This window comes from Calorimonas adulescens (assembly GCF_008274215.1).
In the GTDB taxonomy this organism is placed as follows: domain Bacteria; phylum Bacillota; class Thermoanaerobacteria; order Thermoanaerobacterales; family UBA4877; genus Calorimonas; species Calorimonas adulescens.
Genome location: NZ_VTPS01000005.1, coordinates 109,077 through 127,810, shown reverse-complemented (window position 1 = coordinate 127,810; position 18,734 = coordinate 109,077). Strand labels below are relative to the sequence as shown.

18 protein-coding genes and 1 pseudogene are annotated in these 18,734 nt (G+C 40.6%); 16 read left to right on the top strand and 3 right to left on the bottom strand.

Annotation, left to right across the window (positions count from 1 at the left end; genetic code table 11):
• Window positions 1-12: 12 nt before the first annotated feature.
• Window positions 13-666 (top strand): flavodoxin family protein, encoded by a 654-nt coding sequence (locus tag FWJ32_RS04945; RefSeq protein ID WP_238988796.1) that lies wholly within the window; start codon window positions 13-15, stop codon window positions 664-666.
• An 18-nt stretch (window positions 667-684) separates the two neighbouring features.
• Here the strand turns inward: FWJ32_RS04945 and FWJ32_RS04940 are convergent, their stop codons facing one another.
• Window positions 685-1,515 carry a GNAT family N-acetyltransferase gene (locus FWJ32_RS04940; protein ID WP_162523512.1) on the bottom strand — a complete coding sequence of 277 codons (831 nt, stop codon included), beginning with the start codon at window positions 1,513-1,515 and terminating at the stop codon, window positions 685-687.
• Window positions 1,516-2,102: 587 nt separating this feature from the next.
• Here FWJ32_RS04940 and FWJ32_RS04935 point away from each other — a divergent pair.
• Window positions 2,103-2,342: pseudogene (locus tag FWJ32_RS04935) on the top strand (type I restriction enzyme endonuclease domain-containing protein); the annotation flags it as partial.
• A 91-nt stretch (window positions 2,343-2,433) separates the two neighbouring features.
• On the top strand, window positions 2,434-2,988 hold the full coding sequence (locus tag FWJ32_RS04930) for a nitroreductase family protein (protein WP_149544861.1): 555 nt from the start codon (window positions 2,434-2,436) through the stop codon (window positions 2,986-2,988).
• A gap of 295 nt (window positions 2,989-3,283) precedes the next feature.
• Here FWJ32_RS04930 and FWJ32_RS04925 read toward each other — a convergent pair whose 3' ends face one another.
• Window positions 3,284-3,553: a transcriptional regulator gene (locus FWJ32_RS04925; protein ID WP_149544860.1), complete on the bottom strand. Its 270-nt coding sequence runs from the start codon at window positions 3,551-3,553 to the stop codon at window positions 3,284-3,286.
• Window positions 3,554-4,529: 976 nt separating this feature from the next.
• Between FWJ32_RS04925 and aroF the strand changes: the two genes are divergently transcribed.
• The 10 genes from aroF to FWJ32_RS04870 all read left to right on the top strand — a co-directional run bounded on the left by aroF (window position 4,530) and on the right by FWJ32_RS04870 (window position 14,028).
• On the top strand, window positions 4,530-5,285 hold the full coding sequence (gene aroF, locus FWJ32_RS04915) for a 3-deoxy-7-phosphoheptulonate synthase (protein ID WP_149544858.1): 756 nt from the start codon (window positions 4,530-4,532) through the stop codon (window positions 5,283-5,285).
• 306 nt (window positions 5,286-5,591) lie between these two features.
• A complete protein-coding gene (locus FWJ32_RS04910) occupies window positions 5,592-5,837 on the top strand; it encodes a TM1266 family iron-only hydrogenase system putative regulator (protein ID WP_149544857.1) in 246 nt (81 codons plus the stop codon).
• A 5-nt stretch (window positions 5,838-5,842) separates the two neighbouring features.
• Entirely contained in the window at window positions 5,843-6,922 is a 1,080-nt protein-coding gene (gene hydE / locus FWJ32_RS04905) for a [FeFe] hydrogenase H-cluster radical SAM maturase HydE (protein ID WP_476727223.1), read from the top strand.
• Window positions 6,907-8,316: a [FeFe] hydrogenase H-cluster radical SAM maturase HydG gene (gene hydG / locus FWJ32_RS04900; RefSeq protein WP_149544856.1), complete on the top strand. Its 1,410-nt coding sequence runs from the start codon at window positions 6,907-6,909 to the stop codon at window positions 8,314-8,316. Before hydE ends, hydG begins: the two co-directional genes overlap by 16 nt.
• A 12-nt stretch (window positions 8,317-8,328) precedes the next feature.
• Window positions 8,329-9,549, top strand: coding sequence for a [FeFe] hydrogenase H-cluster maturation GTPase HydF (hydF, locus tag FWJ32_RS04895; protein ID WP_149544855.1), 1,221 nt, complete (start codon window positions 8,329-8,331; stop codon window positions 9,547-9,549).
• 282 nt (window positions 9,550-9,831) lie between these two features.
• On the top strand, window positions 9,832-11,757 hold the full coding sequence (locus tag FWJ32_RS04890; RefSeq protein ID WP_149544854.1) for a molybdopterin-containing oxidoreductase family protein: 1,926 nt from the start codon (window positions 9,832-9,834) through the stop codon (window positions 11,755-11,757).
• Between the two features lies 1 nt (window position 11,758).
• Window positions 11,759-12,175, top strand: a complete 417-nt coding sequence (locus tag FWJ32_RS04885; RefSeq protein WP_149544853.1) for a nucleoside recognition domain-containing protein — start codon at window positions 11,759-11,761, stop codon at window positions 12,173-12,175.
• 18 nt (window positions 12,176-12,193) lie between these two features.
• Window positions 12,194-12,646, top strand: a complete 453-nt coding sequence (locus FWJ32_RS04880) for a nucleoside recognition domain-containing protein (protein WP_149544852.1) — start codon at window positions 12,194-12,196, stop codon at window positions 12,644-12,646.
• Window positions 12,646-13,209 (top strand): molybdenum cofactor guanylyltransferase, encoded by a 564-nt coding sequence (mobA, locus tag FWJ32_RS04875; RefSeq protein ID WP_149544851.1) that lies wholly within the window; start codon window positions 12,646-12,648, stop codon window positions 13,207-13,209. Before FWJ32_RS04880 ends, mobA begins: the two co-directional genes overlap by 1 nt.
• A gap of 6 nt (window positions 13,210-13,215) precedes the next feature.
• A complete protein-coding gene (locus tag FWJ32_RS04870; protein ID WP_149544850.1) occupies window positions 13,216-14,028 on the top strand; it encodes a hypothetical protein in 813 nt (270 codons plus the stop codon).
• Here FWJ32_RS04870 and FWJ32_RS04865 read toward each other — a convergent pair.
• The gene (locus FWJ32_RS04865; protein WP_162523511.1) at window positions 14,021-14,746 is read right to left on the bottom strand and encodes a lysophospholipid acyltransferase family protein; all 726 of its coding nucleotides are present in this window, start codon (window positions 14,744-14,746) and stop codon (window positions 14,021-14,023) included. The genes FWJ32_RS04870 and FWJ32_RS04865 overlap by 8 nt on opposite strands.
• Window positions 14,747-14,917: 171 nt before the next feature.
• Here FWJ32_RS04865 and FWJ32_RS04860 point away from each other — a divergent pair, with 171 nt between their 5' ends.
• From FWJ32_RS04860 to FWJ32_RS04850, 3 genes are read left to right on the top strand one after another with little or no spacing between them, the layout of a single operon-like run.
• Window positions 14,918-16,474, top strand: a complete 1,557-nt coding sequence (locus FWJ32_RS04860) for a spore germination protein (protein WP_149544848.1) — start codon at window positions 14,918-14,920, stop codon at window positions 16,472-16,474.
• Window positions 16,475-17,584, top strand: a complete 1,110-nt coding sequence (locus FWJ32_RS04855; RefSeq protein WP_149544847.1) for a GerAB/ArcD/ProY family transporter — start codon at window positions 16,475-16,477, stop codon at window positions 17,582-17,584.
• Window positions 17,491-18,723, top strand: a complete 1,233-nt coding sequence (locus FWJ32_RS04850; RefSeq protein WP_149544846.1) for a Ger(x)C family spore germination protein — start codon at window positions 17,491-17,493, stop codon at window positions 18,721-18,723. Before FWJ32_RS04855 ends, FWJ32_RS04850 begins: the two co-directional genes overlap by 94 nt.
• The last annotated feature ends 11 nt before the right edge of the window (window positions 18,724-18,734 follow it).

The following is an 18,734-nucleotide window of genomic DNA, read 5'->3' as shown; positions in this document are numbered from 1 at the left end:
TCTGTGAGAGTAATGGCTTTTAATGGGAGTCCGAGGAAAAAGTGGAATACAGCAATTCTTTTAAATAAGGCTTTAGAAGGAGCAGCCTCGCAGGGCGCAGAAACGGAACTTATACATCTCTATGACCTTCATTACCAGGGGTGCATAAGTTGTTTTTCATGTAAACTGATAGGTGGTAAAAGCTATGGAAAGTGTGCTGTAAATGATGATCTAAGACCGATTTTTGAGAAGATTGAACAGGCTGATGCTATTATATTGGGCTCTCCCATTTATTTTGGATCGGTGACAGGGCAGATGAAATCCTTTCTTGAGCGGCTTATGTTTCAATACTTAGTATATGACAAGGAAAGATCTACGTTGTTTAAAAGGAAGATATTAACAGGTTTTATTTATACAATGAATGCCAATGAAAGATCCATGAAGGAGTTAAAGTATGATCAGAACCTTAAAAACATAGAGGCGGCAATGAAAAGAATTTTCGGGGCATCAGAATCGTTATTTGTTACTGATACTTACCAGTTTGATGATTATTCCAAGTATGTTGCTACAGCATTTAACGAGAGAGAAAAGGCAAAAAGGCGTGAAGAAGAGTTTCCTAAAGATTGCCAAAAGGCCTATGATATGGGTGTTAGATTTGCCAGGTCATTAGATTTAACTGAAAAGTAAGCTGACAATTACATTTTATTACGAATTTCGATTGCACCGGATAATTAAGTAGTCGTCATAAGGTTCAAATCCTATGGCAGTATAGGCCTTGACAGCAGGTATATTTTTCTTTTTGGCCGAAAGAGTGGGGATCTTGCCCCTGGCAATAATTCTTCTGCATAGTTCAGAGACAATTGCTTTACAATACCCTTTATTTTTCTCATCTTCAGCCGTATAAACGCCGCCAATCTGATTTATTTGAGGAGTATATGTCTGCACACATGCTTGGGCGACCAGTTTACCATCCTTTTCTGCAATAATAAACTCCTCTTCTTCTCCCCTTAGGGTTAGAGACTTTCTGATATCTTCCTTGGCAACAATTTGATTAAATCCTTTTGCATTGGCATCTACAATAAAGTTGACTACTTCATCACTATTTACTTTATTTGCATTTATAAAGTTTACTCCATCCAGTATAAAAGGTTTAAAATTCTTGTTTATGAAATATGAACTTTCATCATACGCCTGAATTTCTTTATATGCTTTAATCTCTACGTATAAAGGCCTTATGATTTTATACATGCCCAACAAGAACTCGAAATTTCTCTTTTTCATAAGTTCTGCAAACAAAGGCACAGCATCATCAACCTCGTAATGGGGTGTGCAACTACCCAGATTATAAAATGGCAAGATACCTTTTAATACTTCACCGTCAAAAAAGCCGTAGTAATCTGCGCATCTTCTTATGCCTTTTCTATTCTCAATACCAAATCCAATGATGTTAGCGTATAAAAATGAGGTCTCAATCTCATTTCTCTCGAGATATTCTAAAATTATTTGTTTGTCAGACTGTGTAAGTAATCTAATCATCAACATCACCCCTATAAATGCAAAACCCTCCAGAATCACTGATAAAAGTGACTCCGAAGGGTTATATTATAACCGTTCGTGTAGGATATTACAATCCCTATGCTGCTCACAAAAGTGCTTAAGCATACTCACTTTTCAAGTATTATTACATATATTATCCATATTGTCAATACAGATCTAATAAGAGTTCCTTGCCTTGTGGACAATCTTAACTCTTTTATTTACCTACAACCCTCAATGATGCACTCTGTTTCATATGGATGCGGGATAAAATTAATGATAGCTAAGGCTAAAGTATAAATGAGATAAAGATCTTTTTATACATAGAATTTAATATAATAATGATTATAAATATTAAAGTTTACTTTTTTGTATGATATAATAAAGTAAAAGTGATAATAAGGATCGTTTATATTTTGTCTAGAAGAAAGGAATACTTTGCATGAGCGCAAAAGAGTTTCGGGCTTTGGCTTTTTTTGCTGCTATTTTACTGTTTCTTATTTTGCCAGCGAGCAAACATCAATATTTAAAGGTGTTGCCATTTGTGATATTCATAGTATTAATACTTAAAAACTGTTAGTCAGGGAAAAGAGGTGATTTTAAATGATGAAGAAGCAAAAAAAATTGCCAGGGAGCTGGTGAGGATAATAAAGAGTAAAACTGAAGGGCAGGTAGATTGGACGATTAAAGAAAACATCAAAGCTTCTATTCGGGCAACAGTCAAGAGATTGCTGCGCCGAAGGGGCTTTAAAGACCAGAAAGGACTAGACAATGTAGTAAAAATGGTCATTGAACATGCTGTAGCCCTATTTGAAGATGCGGCATAGATGGATTTACGTCAATACGACAACTGCAAAATAATGCTCATCAAGTCATTAAGTATTCCAATATTTAGATAGGATAGGAGGTATAGAATTTATGAATGAAACAATCAAATCAATCTTGAGCAGAAGGAGCATAAAAGAATATAAGCCCGAGCAAATAAAAGCTGAAGAATTGGAAATGATTCTTTTGGCGGGTAGGTATGCTCCATCTGGTATGAACAGGCAGCCTTGGCTTTTTGTCGTAATACAAAACAAAGATGTGCTATTGAAGATAAATGAAATTTTACAAAGAAATAGACCCAAAAACATGCCTGCTCCTCCACCAGGGCAAAAGAGACCTAATCCTCTTGAAACAGCGCCAACACTTATTGTTGTTTTCGGCCAGGATGATATGTTTACAACAATCTATGATTGTACGCTTGCTATGGGCAATATGATGATTGCTGCTACATCTTTAGGAATAGGGTCAAACTGGGTGCATGCGGTAGTTAAAGACTTGTTTACCTCTGAGGAGGGGAAAGCATTAAAGAAAGAGTGGGGAGTACCTGACGAATACATTCCATATGCTGCCGCTGTGTTTGGATACAAGGCGGCAGAACCGATACAACGTTCACCCAGAAAAGACGGTGTGGTAAAAATCATTAATTAATGATAGGCAAGTTGTAAAATAAAATACTGTAAGACATTTTATTTTACAACTTGCCTGTTATTTTTGCATTTTATGACAGTGTAAATAGGGCATTGATGTCCATACCATAACGTGAAAAGAAGGGATTTCGTGGCTTGTGTAGAAATAATATAAAAAGCACAGAATGAGAAACAATTTTCTCAATGAAAACTCGTTAAACTTTTTAGGATAATCTGGCGGGAATCCTCTTCAATTTAATCGAAACTATGGAATGTAGCAAACTATGAAATAAGGAACTGGGACAAAGACACAGGTACTATTGTGACATAGCTTTTTCACCTTTATCGGTAATCCTCCATATGTTCAAATCAATAAAGTCATTATTACTGCAACAACGTTTCTTTGATGTGCAGCAGCTGCAATGTGAGGAACAGTTTCCAATGCTGTCTCTTTCTATGTATTCAGGCTGTTGCAATTGGTTTATCATTTGTTCTACCAGTCTTTTATCCACCCCTAATTCAGTTGTCATTAATCTGTTCGAGTATATTCCACCACCGGCTAACTTTTTCAATATCTTTATTAGCACTTTACAACATCCTTTCTATAGTGTAATTTTTTGGCGACTTTCAAAATAGAGCTCATTTTGCTCAGGTCTCAAGTCAGCCTTTATGGTAGTTATACAAACTGAATATACTACATAATAATATTATTTATCATTGGATAATGCTCTCTGTATATGTCTAAAAATAGATAAAAGACATAATACTGCAGATAATACAGCCCATTTTGTTGAGTTTGTTTCCTGCTTAATTGTTGCGATAGTAGCTGCACACGGTACGTACAGCAGGGTCATTACCGTCATTGATAGAGCTGAAAGCAGTGTAAACGAATTCTGAATATATACTGGTCGTTTCCTGGGAGCTCCAATGCTGTTCATTCAGCAGGATATTCTAAAGCTGTTGAACATTCTATAAGGGCATCCTCAATTAGCTTAATTTCTCTTTCAATATTATTGCCATAGTCAATCTTATATATATTATCTTCTTCTGTATTACTAAATTTTATTGCCTCTTTTCTTTATATAATCACCCTGTGCTTGGTATCATTTATTTATTTTATAAACTTTTATGAGCAATTAATAGAATCGTTTATACATAGGTTCTCCATCTGATGAAACTCCTGCTCCGTATCTTGCTGAGGGTTACGAAAAATCTGCCTGATAGATGCACTGGGGCCTTGGCATGCTATCAGGCAGATTTTGGTATGGAGACTGACTTTTTATTACATATTCATCTTAACATATCATTTTCTCAAAAAGGTTAATAAAATCTTAAAAAAATGTTACAATTGTGTTACAAGTTTCGACGTAAAATTAATTCAATTGTGATATTAAAATAATAGTATCGGAAATTTTATGCAGTGGTCTTTATCATATTTTTTGATATGTCTTGATAATGCTAGTTTTATTTTAATATAGATTTCACAGGACTCCAAAGACCTAAACCCTTTTGGATTATGATATAATTATATCAGATCAAAGCTAAGAATGGGAGTAATACACTATGAATAAAAATGTGGTGAAGGTTGGAGCCATTAGTATAGGCAAAGAGCCTGTTGTGATTGCTGGTCCATGCTCAATTGAAGGGGAAAAAACATTTATAGATGAGGTAGAATTTTTATATAGTAAGGGTATAAGGCTTGTACGTGGTGGGGCTTATAAGCCGAGGACATCTCCATACTCCTTTCAAGGCCTTGGAAATGAAGCGCTGCAAATAATCAAGAAGGCAAAAAGCCTTTATGACATATATGTGGTAAGTGAGGTTATGGACCCTCGGGAGGTTGAGGTGGTGTATGAGGTATGTGATATGCTGCAGGTGGGTTCAAGGAATATGGCAAATTACTCACTCTTAAAGGAAATTGGCAGGCAGGATAAGCCTGTGATTTTAAAGAGGGGAATGTCTGCTACGATAGAGGAATGGCTCCTGGCGGCTGAGTATATTGTAAATGAAGGTAACAGGGGCGTAATCCTTTGTGAGAGGGGCATAAGGACCTTTGAGACGTACACGAGAAATACCTTGGATCTGTCTGCGGTAGTTGCAGTGCACGAGCTATCACCGTATCCAATTATAGTTGATCCAAGCCACGGCACAGGCAGGAGGAGCATGGTAATTTCAATGGCCAAGGCAGCGATTGCATGCGGGGCGGATGGTGTAATGGTGGAGGTGCATCCTGAGCCTGAAAGAGCGTTGTCCGATGGAGAGCAGTCATTGGATTACAGCGGTTTTGAAAAACTTTTAAATGAGTTACACAGTTTATAAGAGTCGAAATATTATCCGGTGCATTAGATGAAAAACAATTTGCACAGCGTAAAGAAGGGCTTGACTCATTGATTGCTGGCTTTTTGTTGTGGTCCATAGAAAAATGCACATGGTGTATGAATATTGACTTTTAATGTTTGTTATGTTATTATCAAATCAATAACTAATGGCAAGGGGAAACCTGAGCCGGAGGTTGAAGCGTGGAGCCTGAAGACAAGGGAAGACCTGAGTCCCAGGGGATAAGTCAAAAGTATGAAAGTTGGCCTATCCGGTGGATAGGCTATTATTGTTTTTCGGGGGGATATTATGGAGACGAGGATAGGGGTCATAGGAATCGTAGTGGACAATAGGGAACCTGTGTCCAGTCAATTAAATAACATTCTAAGCATGTATGCCCATATTATAGTTGGAAGAATGGGAATTCCATACAGGGAAAGGGGTGTCTCTGTCATTTCTTTGATAATAGATGGAACCACTGACGAGATAGGTGCTCTTACCGGCAAGCTTGGCAATTTGCCAGGGGTGCATGTAAAGACTGCTATAACGAAATAGGTGATATGATGAGAGCTGAATATGATGACATGCTGAAAAAGGCTTTAAATGGTGCAAGGTTTACCAAGGAAGAGGTGATCTTTCTTTTAAAACCAGAGAAGGATGAAATGGATGCCCTTTTTCAAACTGCAGACAGGATAAGAAAGGCTGTTTTTGGAGATTATGTCCACCTGAGGGGTATAGTAGAGTTTTCCAACTTTTGTGAGAGGAACTGCCTCTATTGCGGTTTGAGAAAAAATAATAGGAACATTACCCGCTATAGGCTCATGCCTGAAGAAATTGTAGATATCGCCGCGTACGCCGTCAGTATTGGATATAAAACCTTAGTACTGCAGTCTGGGGAAGACAGTTTTTATACTACAGGACTCCTTTGTGATGTGATAAAGAGGATAAAGGAAAGGGTAGATGTGGCGATAACACTGTCGATAGGTGAAAGGGACTTTGAAGACTACAGGCTTTTGAGAGAAGCCGGGGCAGACAGGTATCTTATCAAACAGGAGACATCAAATAGAGAGCTGTACAGAAAATTACATCCCGGCATGAGCTATGAAAACCGGATAAGATGCCAGAAGGATTTAAAGTCATTGAGGTATGAGCTGGGTACGGGTAACATGGTGGGGCTTCCATGGCAGAATGTGGAGACACTGGCAGAGGACATTATCTTTTTCAGAGAAATGGATGCGGATATGATAGGCATAGGGCCTTTTATTTCCAATCCAAATACGCCTCTTGGAAGGTTTCCATCAGGCACTGTGGAAGAGACGCTTAAAGTGCTTGCTGTGACAAGGCTTGTAAACCCTCTGGTGAACCTTCCAGCAACAACGGCACTGGGAAGTTTGGATAGTTTTGGGAGGCAAAAGGGGTTGATGGCAGGAGCTAATGTGGTTATGCCCAATGTGATGCCAGTGAATTACAGAAGGTTGTACGAGATATACCCGAGCAAGATATGTACAGGCGAGAGGCCCGAGGCCTGCAGGCACTGCATAGAAGGAATTATAAACTCCATCGGCAGGAAGGTATCGACCGGCTATGGGGAGAGTCCCAAATCATTAAGAAGGGGAAATGCCGTATGTATGATGAGCTGAAAGCTGATTTTATCGATGACGAGAAGATAAATGACAATCTCAATAGGGGAAGAGGTTTTACAAGAGCAGATATCCTTGGAGTAATAGACAGGGCGAGGGAAGCAAAAGGCTTAGAACCGGTAGAAGTGGCGGCTTTGCTTTATGTGGAGGATGAGGAACTGCTGGAGGAAATATATAATGTAGCAAGAGAAATAAAGGAAAAGATATATGGCAGGAGAATAGTACTGTTTGCACCGCTTTACTTGAGCAATTATTGTGTTAATAGCTGCCGCTACTGTGGGTATGGACATAAAAACAGTATAAGCAGAAAAAAACTCACCATGGAAGAACTGAAAGAAGAGGTAAGAGTTTTGGAGGTTCTTGGGCACAAGAGGCTGGCTTTGGAAGCTGGGGAAGACCCTGTAAACTGTCCTATAGAGTATATATTGGACTGTATATCAACCATCTATAGTGTTCAGAACGATAATGGCAATATAAGAAGAGTAAACGTAAATATTGCTGCAACCACTGTGGAAAACTACAGGAGGCTTAAAGAAGCAAAGATAGGGACATATGTGCTTTTTCAGGAAACATATCACAGGCCCACATATGCATATATGCACCCTGCAGGGCCAAAACATGACTACGACTATCATACCACAGCCCATATAAGGGCAATGGAGGGCGGAATAGATGATGTGGGGCTGGGTGTGCTGTTTGGGCTTTATGACTACAGGTATGAGGTGATGGGCCTTGTGTATAACTCCATGTATTTAGATAGGACATTTGGAGTCGGGCCCCATACCATCTCTGTACCGCGCCTGAGGCCTGCTGTGGGAGTCAATATATCCGAATATCCATATCTGGTACCGGATAAGGAATTTAAGAAACTGGTTGCAATTATAAGGCTGGCTGTCCCTTATACAGGGATTATACTTACAACGAGGGAGCACCCGGGATTTCGCGAAGAGGTAATGTCGGTTGGTGTCTCACAGATAAGTGCCGGTTCATGTACGGGGGTTGGCGGATATAAAAAGGAGTATGAGGACAAGGAATCCGATGAGGATACAGCACAGTTTGAGGTGGAAGATAATAGAGCACCTGATGAGGTTCTGAGGAATTTGTGCAGACAGGGATATCTGCCAAGTTATTGTACGGCCTGTTACCGCAAGTTTAGGACAGGGGACAGATTTATGAAGTTAGCCAAGAGTGGCAATATACAGAACTGCTGCCAGCCAAACGCCATTCTTACTTTCAAAGAGTATCTTATGGACTATGCATCTGAGGAGACCAAGAGGGTTGGCGAAGACACCATAAGAAAACATCTGAGTCAGATAAGGAACCCTAAGGTGCGTCAGATGACAGAGGATAGGCTGAAATTGATAGAGGAGGGGCAGAGAGATCTATATTTTTAGGAGGGTGTGATGATGAACAATACGCCAAGAGGTTCGAGGCTCAATATAGCAATATTTGGGAAGAGGAATGCGGGTAAATCCAGTCTTATAAATGCCCTTACAGGGCAGGATATAGCACTTGTATCCGATACACCTGGGACAACTACGGACCCTGTATACAAGGCGATGGAACTCTTGCCATTGGGACCTGTCGAGCTCATTGACACTGCAGGCATTGACGATGAGGGGGAACTGGGCGAACTCAGGGTAAAAAGATCCATGCAGGTTCTGAAACAGAGTGATATGGTGCTTCTTGTGGTGGACGCTACGAGGGGCATGGGCATATATGAGCATAGGCTTCTGGATATGATAAAAGAAAAAGAGATACCAGTTGTGATTGTGTTTAACAAGGCAGACCTTACTGATAAGGAGATACAAGTAAATACCGGTTTACCATGTGTAACCGTCAGTTCTAAGACGAGGGAGGGGATTAACGAACTAAAGAGGCTCATCATAGAGAATGCACCTTCTGATTGGTGTGAAGAGACTATACTGGGGGATATAGTGTCTCCTGGGGAAACAGTGGTCCTGGTGGTGCCTGTAGATATGGAAGCACCAAAGGGCAGGCTTATTCTCCCACAGGTGCAGACCATAAGAGATGTGCTGGACCATGGTGCATCAGCAGTGGTTGTAAAAGAGGACGAATACCCCAATGTGCTAAGGAACCTTAAAAGTAAACCTGCGTTGGTGGTTACCGATTCTCAGGCTTTTCATCAGGTGGCCATGGACACCCCTTTGGATATACTGCTTACGTCATTTTCCATCCTGTTTGCAAGGTACAAGGGCGACCTCGACACTATGATAAACGGTACCGAAGCCATTGATGGCTTGAGACCGGGAGACAGGGTACTTATCATGGAGACATGTACACACCATCCCATAGGTGATGATATAGGGCGTGTAAAGATACCCAGATGGCTAAACAGCTATATTGGCGGTGAACTTAATTATGACTATCTGACAGGTCGGGATATGCCGGAGGACTATGACCTTAAAAGGTATAAACTGATAATCCATTGCGGGGCTTGCATGATTAATAGAAGAGAGATGCTCTACAGGATATCAAGGGCAATGTATGCTGGAGTGCCCATAGTAAACTACGGTGTTATAATTGCTTATCTCAATGGGATACTGGAGAGGGTTACGCAACCTTTTGAGGAGGCATATAAAGTGGGCGAGGTTAACCATCAGTGATTGGAACTGATGGTTATTTTTTTATCAATATTTAGGCTTTTGATATTATAGCTATAATGTTATAATTAATTTATACCTGTTAAAATTGACGATTTATTCTGCAAACCTGTAGACGGAGCGGCGGACATATCCACGAACACAATACTGTATCCAAAGATCTGCCACAAGGCGGAGATGTGTCTCATGATCATATTGGGCTTTTATGATGATTGTTCCTGATGTTGTGTATATACCAAGTGTTGTCAGTTATAATGTAAGAATTAATTGCATGAGGGTGGATATATGAGTGAGATATACAGAAGTGCATGTCCTCTGGATTGCTTTGATGGCTGCGGATTTAAAGTGAGTGTGGAAAATGGGATAATAAAGAGGATAGACGGTGATGTAAGTCATCCGTTTACCAGGGGTTTCATATGCCCCAAAGGCAGGGCACTGGCAGATAGGATATATGGCCCACATCGTTTGAGGCATCCTCTTCTGAAAAGAGAAGGGAAGTTTGTGAGTATAAGCTGGGATGAAGCTTACGATATTATTGTCAAGAAACTCGATTATATAAAGAGAAATTTTTCGACACTTAGCGTGGCCCATTACTATGAGAGCGGGAGTGGTGGACTTTTAAGGAGCTTGGACAACAGGTTTTTCAATATCTATGGTGGCGTTTCAGAGTGCTCCGGCAGCCTGTGCTGGGGTGCAGGCAACAGTGCCCAGGCCATGGATTTTGGAATGCCCCTGTCCCACAAGCCTGATGACATGCTAAACTCAAAGCTGATTGTGCTGTGGGGCAGGAATCCTGTATATACCAATATTCACTTGGTGCCTTTTATAGAAAGGGCAAGGAAGAAGGGGGCCAAGGTACTGCTGATTGACCCAATAGCGACGGCCAGTACAAAGCTGGCAGACTATTATTATTCCATAAAAGCTGGGAGCGATGCACTGCTGGCTCTGGGCCTGGCCAAAACAATAATAGAGAGAGGAAAAGAAGACAGGTGGTTTATAAGCAACAGGACAAATGGTTACGAGAAATATTTAAGTTTGCTAAAGAGACTTGATATGGGGTGGGTATTGCATGAGACGGGGCTTTGTCCTGAGGATATTTTGAATATTGCCGGACTCCTCATGGAGAATAGACCTGCCACATGCTATATAGGGTATGGGATGCAGAGGCATGCAGGCGGAGGCAATGCAGTCAGGGCTATTGACGCTCTATGGGCTGTCCTTGGAAATGTGGGTGTAAGGGGCGGAGGTGTCAATTATTCTCACCGGCTGATGAGCAGGTATATAGATGATGGGTTTTATGCTGCCGATAGGGCAACCGCTAAGAGAGAGTTTTTAAGGGGCGAGATGGCAACTTTTCTTGAGGAGGCAGATCCTCCTGTCAAGGCTCTGTTTGTCACCAAGGCTAATCCATTGAGACAGATACCAGACACAGGAAGACTTATAAAAGCACTGAATAAGATAGATTTTAAGGTTACACTGGATCTCTTTATGACGGATACGTGTGAAGTTTCCGACATGGTCTTGCCGGTGACAAGCTTCTTAGAGGAGGAAGACGTTATATATACCACCATGAGCAGGACATATCTCAACTATGCTGAAAGGGTTATAGACAGGATAGGAGAGGCCAGGCCGGAATGGGAAATATTTGCAGATATAGCTGAAAGGATGGGTCTGGAAGGTTTTCCACACCTTACATCTGAAGAATGGCTTGAGATGGCCTTAAGACCGTTGAAAAGGCATGGTATCACCTTGGAGGATATTAAAAAAGGGTATATTGAGCCGCCGGGTTCAACGGAGATACCATGGCAGGATGGCTTTATGACAGAGAGCGGCAAGTTTGAGTTTTTAAACTTTGACTTAAATATCAGGGCAGGCGATGGTGATGAGGGTTATACATATCGTCTCATTACACCGCATCCAAAGGACTCGCTGCATTCCCAGAGCTACGTAGGCATTTATGACCTGCCATATGTGTATATTAATACTGGTGAGGCAGAAAAGATGGGCATACTGGATGGGGATAAAGTCCTTGTGACATCTCCCTCCGGTGAGCTGGAGGGCCTGGCCAGGCCTTCCAGGGCTGTACCGGTAGGTACTGTCATGATATATGAGGGTCAGTATGGGGTCAACAGGCTTACACCGATTGCTACAGCAGACCTGGGAGGCCAGGCCGCCATATATGATGCCAGGGTCAACATAAGGAGGCTATAAATTGACTGTAGATACAATAAAGAGAGGTATCATAAATGGAATAAGGACAACGTGGGAACTGGCTGAAATAATATTTCCTGTGTATGTCCTGGTGACTATACTAAGATACACACCACTATTTCCATACCTTTCACAAATCCTTACGCCTGTACTAAGGGTATTTGGGTTGCCCGGGGAAGCGTCTATAGCCCTTGTTCTTGGCGCTTTTGTCAATGTATATGCGGCAATAGGCGCTATGACGGCGTTAAGTCTTTCGATAAAAGAGGTTACCATTCTTGGGACGATGGTTGCCATATGCCACAGCCTTATCAATGAGACGGCCGTCACGAAAAAAGTTGGTGTACCGATAACCTCCATAGTTCTAACCAGAGTAACTATTGCCGCATTTATGGGTATAATCCTTAATGTCATAATGTAGGTTAAGGGGGGTTACAACATGCTGCAAGCGCTCTATAATGGGGTTTATGGCGGGATTATGCAGGTCTTGAAGATCGCCGAGGTGGTAATCCCACTGATGATTGTCATGGAAATACTGAGGGATACGAAGCTCATGGACAAAGCATCTGATATATTTGCACCGGTAGTCAAAAAGATGGGCATGTCGCAACAATCTGCCTTTCCCCTTATTGTGGGCATGGTCTTTGGACTGTCATACAGCGCAGGAGTAATAATTCAATGTTCCAGGGAAGGTGTAATAAGCCGTAAAGACTTTTTTCTTGTATGTACCTTTTTGGTGATATGCCATTCGGTAATTGAGGATACTATAATACTGGCGAGGTTGGGGGCAAATGTGTTTTTGCTGCTGATACCGCGGCTCGTCCTTGCCTTTCTTTTTACGTGGTTTTTGTCAGGCAGATATAATGAAAAAGTTATCGATAGGATACCGTAATGGCAGGAATTATACTGGCTGGCGGTGCTGCTTCCAGGATGGGTATGGACAAAGCCCTGCTTCCATGGGGACGGACTGACCTTCTTGGGAACAGCATCAATATTTTAAAAGAAGTTTTTAATGAGATTATTGTAGTTTCCTCTAAGACATATCCCTATGAAGTAAAATATGTATCAGACATCTATAGTAACACTGGACCTCTGGGTGGTATACTCTCAGGTCTGGTTGCCTCCAATGACCTGTATAACTTTATAACTGCAGTGGACATGCCCTTTATAGATATACGACTGATAAGATACATGCAAAAAATGGCTGAGGGGTATGATATAGTTGTACCAAAAAATGGCGAACTCTTAGAACCGCTCTGCGCAATATACTCAAAGGCCTGTATAGATGAAATTGACTGCATGATAAGGAATGGGCAAAAAAAGATATCCCTGCTCTTTAACAAGGTAAAAACTCTATATATTGGGTATAATGATAATATATGTAACAAATACTGCTTTTTCAACATAAATAATGAAAAAGACTATATTGAAGCTCAAAAAATAAAGGATGGGTGAATCAGAGTGAAGAAAATCCTTTTTACAGTAATTCTGTTGAGTATATTTCTGTCATCATGTGGTTTTCAGCAGTCTGTAGTACCTGAAGATGTCCGAAGTATTACGGTTGGCCTAAGCTATCCCTACAGTGTTATTCTGGAAAAAATAACAGACAGAGAAAAAATATCAACAATTGCAAATATAATAAACAAAGATTCAAGAAACTCGACGAAAACAGCAGTTGAAAACCATGATATGAAGATGATAGTGAGCGGTGCCAATGCAGAAAAAATAGTTATAGAAAGGCTGTCTACCAATACATTTTTACTTAGCGGAAAAAAAGACAATATCTTTAAATCGGAGGCCCTTGAAAAATACTTTACTGAACTCAAGACGGGAGGTATTCAAAAACTAAAAACCAATCCACCAGTTGTAAGGTTTGATATACTCAATTATACAAAGCAGGACGTAGACAATATAAAGATAAATCCTCCTGATGAAATCTCAAAGTTCTCTAGCATATATAACATATCCGACACCATACCTGAAATAAAGAGGGAATGTGAAGAGGTAATAGAGAAAAAAGCCATGGAAGAGGGACTGGATATGGGCAACTCCCTTGAGGTTGTCTCAAATGAAATGGATCTTGACCCTTACCTTCCGGTATACAATGTATATGCAGACTTTGATAATAAAAAAGCCTGGATAATAAGCGTTATATACACAGGATATCCCTCTTCAAACAATAATTTAGAGGATGAGCTGAAAGCAAACTCAAATCTAAAAAAAATAAGGAGTTTTGTTGTAACTCCCGATGGTGAACTTCTCTATTCTAATTAGCATTCTCCTTGCTGTATACACCACGATAACGAGGGGAGACCAATGCAGCAATCCTGTACATGGCATCGTTGGTAATCCTCCTGAGCCACTGGTCTCTGTCCTCGTTCTCGCCCTGCTTATCTATATAGAAAGGTTTTCCTATGGTTATCTTTGCTGTGCCTCTTTTCTTGAAAAATTCCTTTCCTATGTCATTATCGTTTATAGGGAATATGTCATCCACCCCTTCGATTCCTATTGGCACTACCGGCACGTTTGCCTTGCTGGCTATGACAGCGAACCCTGGTTTTGCCTCTATCATGGACCGTACCCGACTCCTTGTACCTTCAGGGAATATAAGTATTGAACCACCTTTTTTCAGATAATCTATAGCCGCCTTAATAGCCCCCACATCTGCTGTATTTGGGGTTATTTTTATGGTCCTCACTGTCTGCATTACCTGGTAGGTGATGATGTTTCTCGTCAGCTTTACCCCCGCTATAAAGGCAACCCTATTCTTCTTGAGGACCTTGTTCAGTAAGATGGCGTCCATGTTGCTCAAATGATTACATATATATAATGCCGGTTTTCCCTTCATTTCTTCCAGTATTTCTTTGTTATAAACCTCAAGCTTGATGTATTTTTTCAAATAAAACTCCAGGATGACCCTTATGATTGGTGTCCTTATAAATGAGGGCATCTTGGAAAATATAAGCATCGGATAATAAATGTATATAGGCATGTTCATCCTCCTCCTATTATTTATTATTTTACCACATTTTTAAAGAATTTGTTATACATATTATAAAAATCGGGCTAATTATGTATCATATATTAAGGCAGTGTTTGAATAATAAATTCTGCAGAATTTGAAAACAATAACATATAGACGAAATCGCATGGAGGTTTATGTATGTCCCTACTTGACAGATTATTTAAAAACAATAATCAAGAAAAACATCCGGAAGAAAAAAATGAGAAGATAGATAAATCTGTTGATAACAACATAAAAGAAGTAAAGAAGACCCTGAATGAAAACTTTGATGTCATAACAAGAAAGTTCTCACTGGGTGGAAAAGCAGATACCTATGCCGCTGTCGCCTATATTGACGGGTTGGTTGATAAGAGGATTATCAACCTTAATGTAATAAGGCCAATTATGCTAAAGGAAGTTGATGAGGAAAAGTTTAATTCTGTTGGAGCTTCCAAATATGTGAGCCAGTTCATGATAACGGCCAATGATGTACGTGAGGTAGACAAGTTTAGTGAATGTATAAACTATATACTAAACGGTTCTACAGTTGTCTTTATAGATGGTTCTGACAGGGCCATTATGTGTGAGACCAGGGGATGGAAGGAACGCAGTATAGACGAGCCTAAAAATGAGGCTATTGCCAAGGGTCCACATTCCGGTTTCACGGAGACCATGCTTACCAATGTCACACTGTTAAGGAGATATATTAAAGACCCAAACCTTCATTTTGAACCGCTTACAATTGGAAGATCCAGCAGGACAAACGTTATTATCGCTTTTATAGACGGAATATCCGACAATAAGATCGTTGAAGAGGTAAAAAAACGTCTCAAGGTGATAGATATAGATGCTATAGTGGACTCCAGCTATATTGCAGAATTTATAAGTGATGCACCCTTATCGCCATTTGCGACAATTATGACGACCGAGAGACCGGACAAGGCTGTTGCCAATCTATTAGAGGGAAAGGTGGCAATAATAGTGGACGGTACACCGGTGGTGCTGATAGTCCCGTTTCTTTTTATGGAGTTTGTACAATCACCGGACGACTATTATGAAAACAGCATAATATCAAGTGGAGTAAGGGTCTTAAGGATTTTAGCACTATTTATTGCCATATTTCTTCCTGGATTTTATATTGCTGTGGTAACATTCAATCAGGAAATGCCGCCGACAACACTCGCCCTGAGCATAATGAGCGGGAGGTCCTTTATACCATTCTCTCCATTTGCTGAGATACTGATCCTGATGATACTGATTGAAATCTTAAGAGAAGCGGGTATACACTTTCCAGGTACCATTGGCCAGACGATCAGCATTGTAGGGGCACTGGTTGTAGGGCAATCTGCAGTGAGCGCCGGATTGGTCAGTCCTTTTGTGGTTATTATTGTTGCCGCTACGACACTGGCGTCCTACGCTGTTCCGTCATATACAGCATCTTATATGATGAGGCTTTTGCCTTATCCTGTCTTGATAATAAGCGGGCTTCTTGGCATATACGGTTTTGCATGGTGTGTCATAATGTTATTGGCACATCTGGCCTCACTGGAATCATTTGGGGTACCATATCTTACTCCGTTGGCTCCATTTGACTTAAGGGATAACAAGGATTCTATATTACGGCTGCCGCGATGGACTATGCTATACAGGCCCAATTATATAAAATCAGAAAACAAGAAGAGGATGGACATAAAGCAGAAAGGGGAGGGCAGGTAAATGGATAAAACAGGAGACACTAAAAGAGTATCTTTAAGTCCAAGAGGATTCATGTGGCTTATGATAAATACCCTTGTAAGCCTTTCGGTGTTTTTAAATCCTTCACCTACGGTAGAAGTAAGCAGGCAATATGCATGGATTTCAGTCCTGATAGGGACACTACAGGCCCTGATGGTAGGGTATATAGTGATGAAATTGGGGCTGAGATACCCGGATAAGACTGTAGTGGAATACAGCCAGGAGATAGTCGGCAAATTTGCAGGTAAGGTAGTAGGGTTAGTGTTTATCCTTACATATCTCAGTATTGTGGTGATAGTATTGAGAGAGTTTACCCTGCCTTTTCAGAGTTTTGTGACTGTTAATGTCCCATTGATTGTCATTTTGATTCTGACCATGGTGCTTATTCTGTACGCTGTTTTAAAAGGACTTAAAACCATAGGCATCTGCAGTGATGTGGTTATGCTGTTTCTGGTTATATTTATATTGCTTTTATTTATTATGCCGGTAAAAAACATCAATACATTGAATATAAAACCCATTATTCCCCATGACATAGGGATGGCAGTCAGAGGTTCATTTATCAGTGCCTCATTTTTGGCTGAGGATATCATAGCCCTTATGATTATACCCTATGTGAGCGATAATAAGAAGCTCATGAAATACAATCAGACAGCAATATTAGTAAGCGGTATATGCTTGAGCTTAGTTGTTGCCATGGAGATAATGACAATGAGCTGCGAACGAGTAGACTCCACCATATTTTCAACCTTTATGCTTCTTAGAGAGGCTCAGCTTTCACAGTCCATGGAGAGATTGGAAGCGATAGCTATAGCCATGTGGACAGGACTGGTTTTTATTAAATTAAGCATTTATTTTTTTATAACGGTTGATGGATTAAGACAGTGGCTGGGGCTTAAGGATTATAAGGTGATAGCGTATGTACTGTCACCGATAGTTATATTTCTTGCGATGTTGCCGGAGAACATTAGTGAGGTCCTTGTATTCCCGTCAAGGATATGGACCCCTATCGTTTATCCTGTAGTACTGTTTGGGCTCCCACTGCTACTGCTTATTATAAGTATTATAAAGGAGAGTGTAGTGAGACGGTGAAAAAATTTTTGATTTTTTTTCTTTTAGTATTGAATATGTTAAGTTACGGGTGTTCAATGCCTATAGAGAATTACAATATGGTACTCCTTTTTGGTATTGATAAGGATGTGAGGACAGGAGGATATGAAGTGACTTTTCAATTGCCTAAAATGGGAAAAGGCAGAGGTGAAAGCCTGTCCTTGGGCAACGAGACAATCACAGTTTCTGGCACTGGCGATAGTGTGGAATTGGCTGTAAAAGACGCCTATATAAAGTCCTCCAGGGTTCCGTTTCTGGGTCATATTCAGGCTGTTCTGATAGGAGAAGATATGGGTAGAGAGGGGATAACCGAGCTGGTAAACCTCTTCAAGAGGGACCCTAAATATACTCTTACTCCGTGGATGTTTACAGTAGATGGTAGAGCCAAAGATGTACTTGAGGCAAACTTTGAATATGATACCATGCCAGCATTTGCTATAGTGCATATAACAAGGGATATCTCAAAGTATAGCCTTAAGTTTTATGCGGTGCAGTTGAACAAATTTTTGGAGAATATAGAGGCTCTTCCCCATGCAGCTTTGATGGGACGCATAAGGTTGGATAAGGACGGGGATAAGGAGGTGATGAGGGTTTACGGTGCAAGCATATACAAGGATGGAAAACTTATAGGTATGCTGGATGAGGGGGATACTGTGGCGTGTAATTGGCTGTTTGGAAGGGTTAAGAGTACCGATATAGTAACCAGACTCCCTTCAAGCGGAGCTACGGTAAATGTGGGTATAGAGGAGGGAAGGACAGTCATAAAACCAATCGTAAGGGATAACAGTCTGGTCTATATGATAAATGTTAAAGTTACTGGATATGTTGAACAGAGTACATTATACCCTGATTTTGCAAATGACCCAACCATAATGTACGAGATAAACAATGAGGTAGGCAAGAGTATTGAAACATATATTACCAGCATTGTAGAAAAGGCACAGGAACAGAGGGTGGATTTCCTGGGTTTTGAAAAAGTACTGGAACACACCAACCCGGTGGTCTGGGAACAGACAAAAGAGGACTGGGACAATATATTCCCCAGCATATTGATAGAGGTCAGGGCAGAAGCATCAATTAAGGATACAGGTTGGATATTAAATAATCCTGAGGTTTATTAAATGGCAGCCTT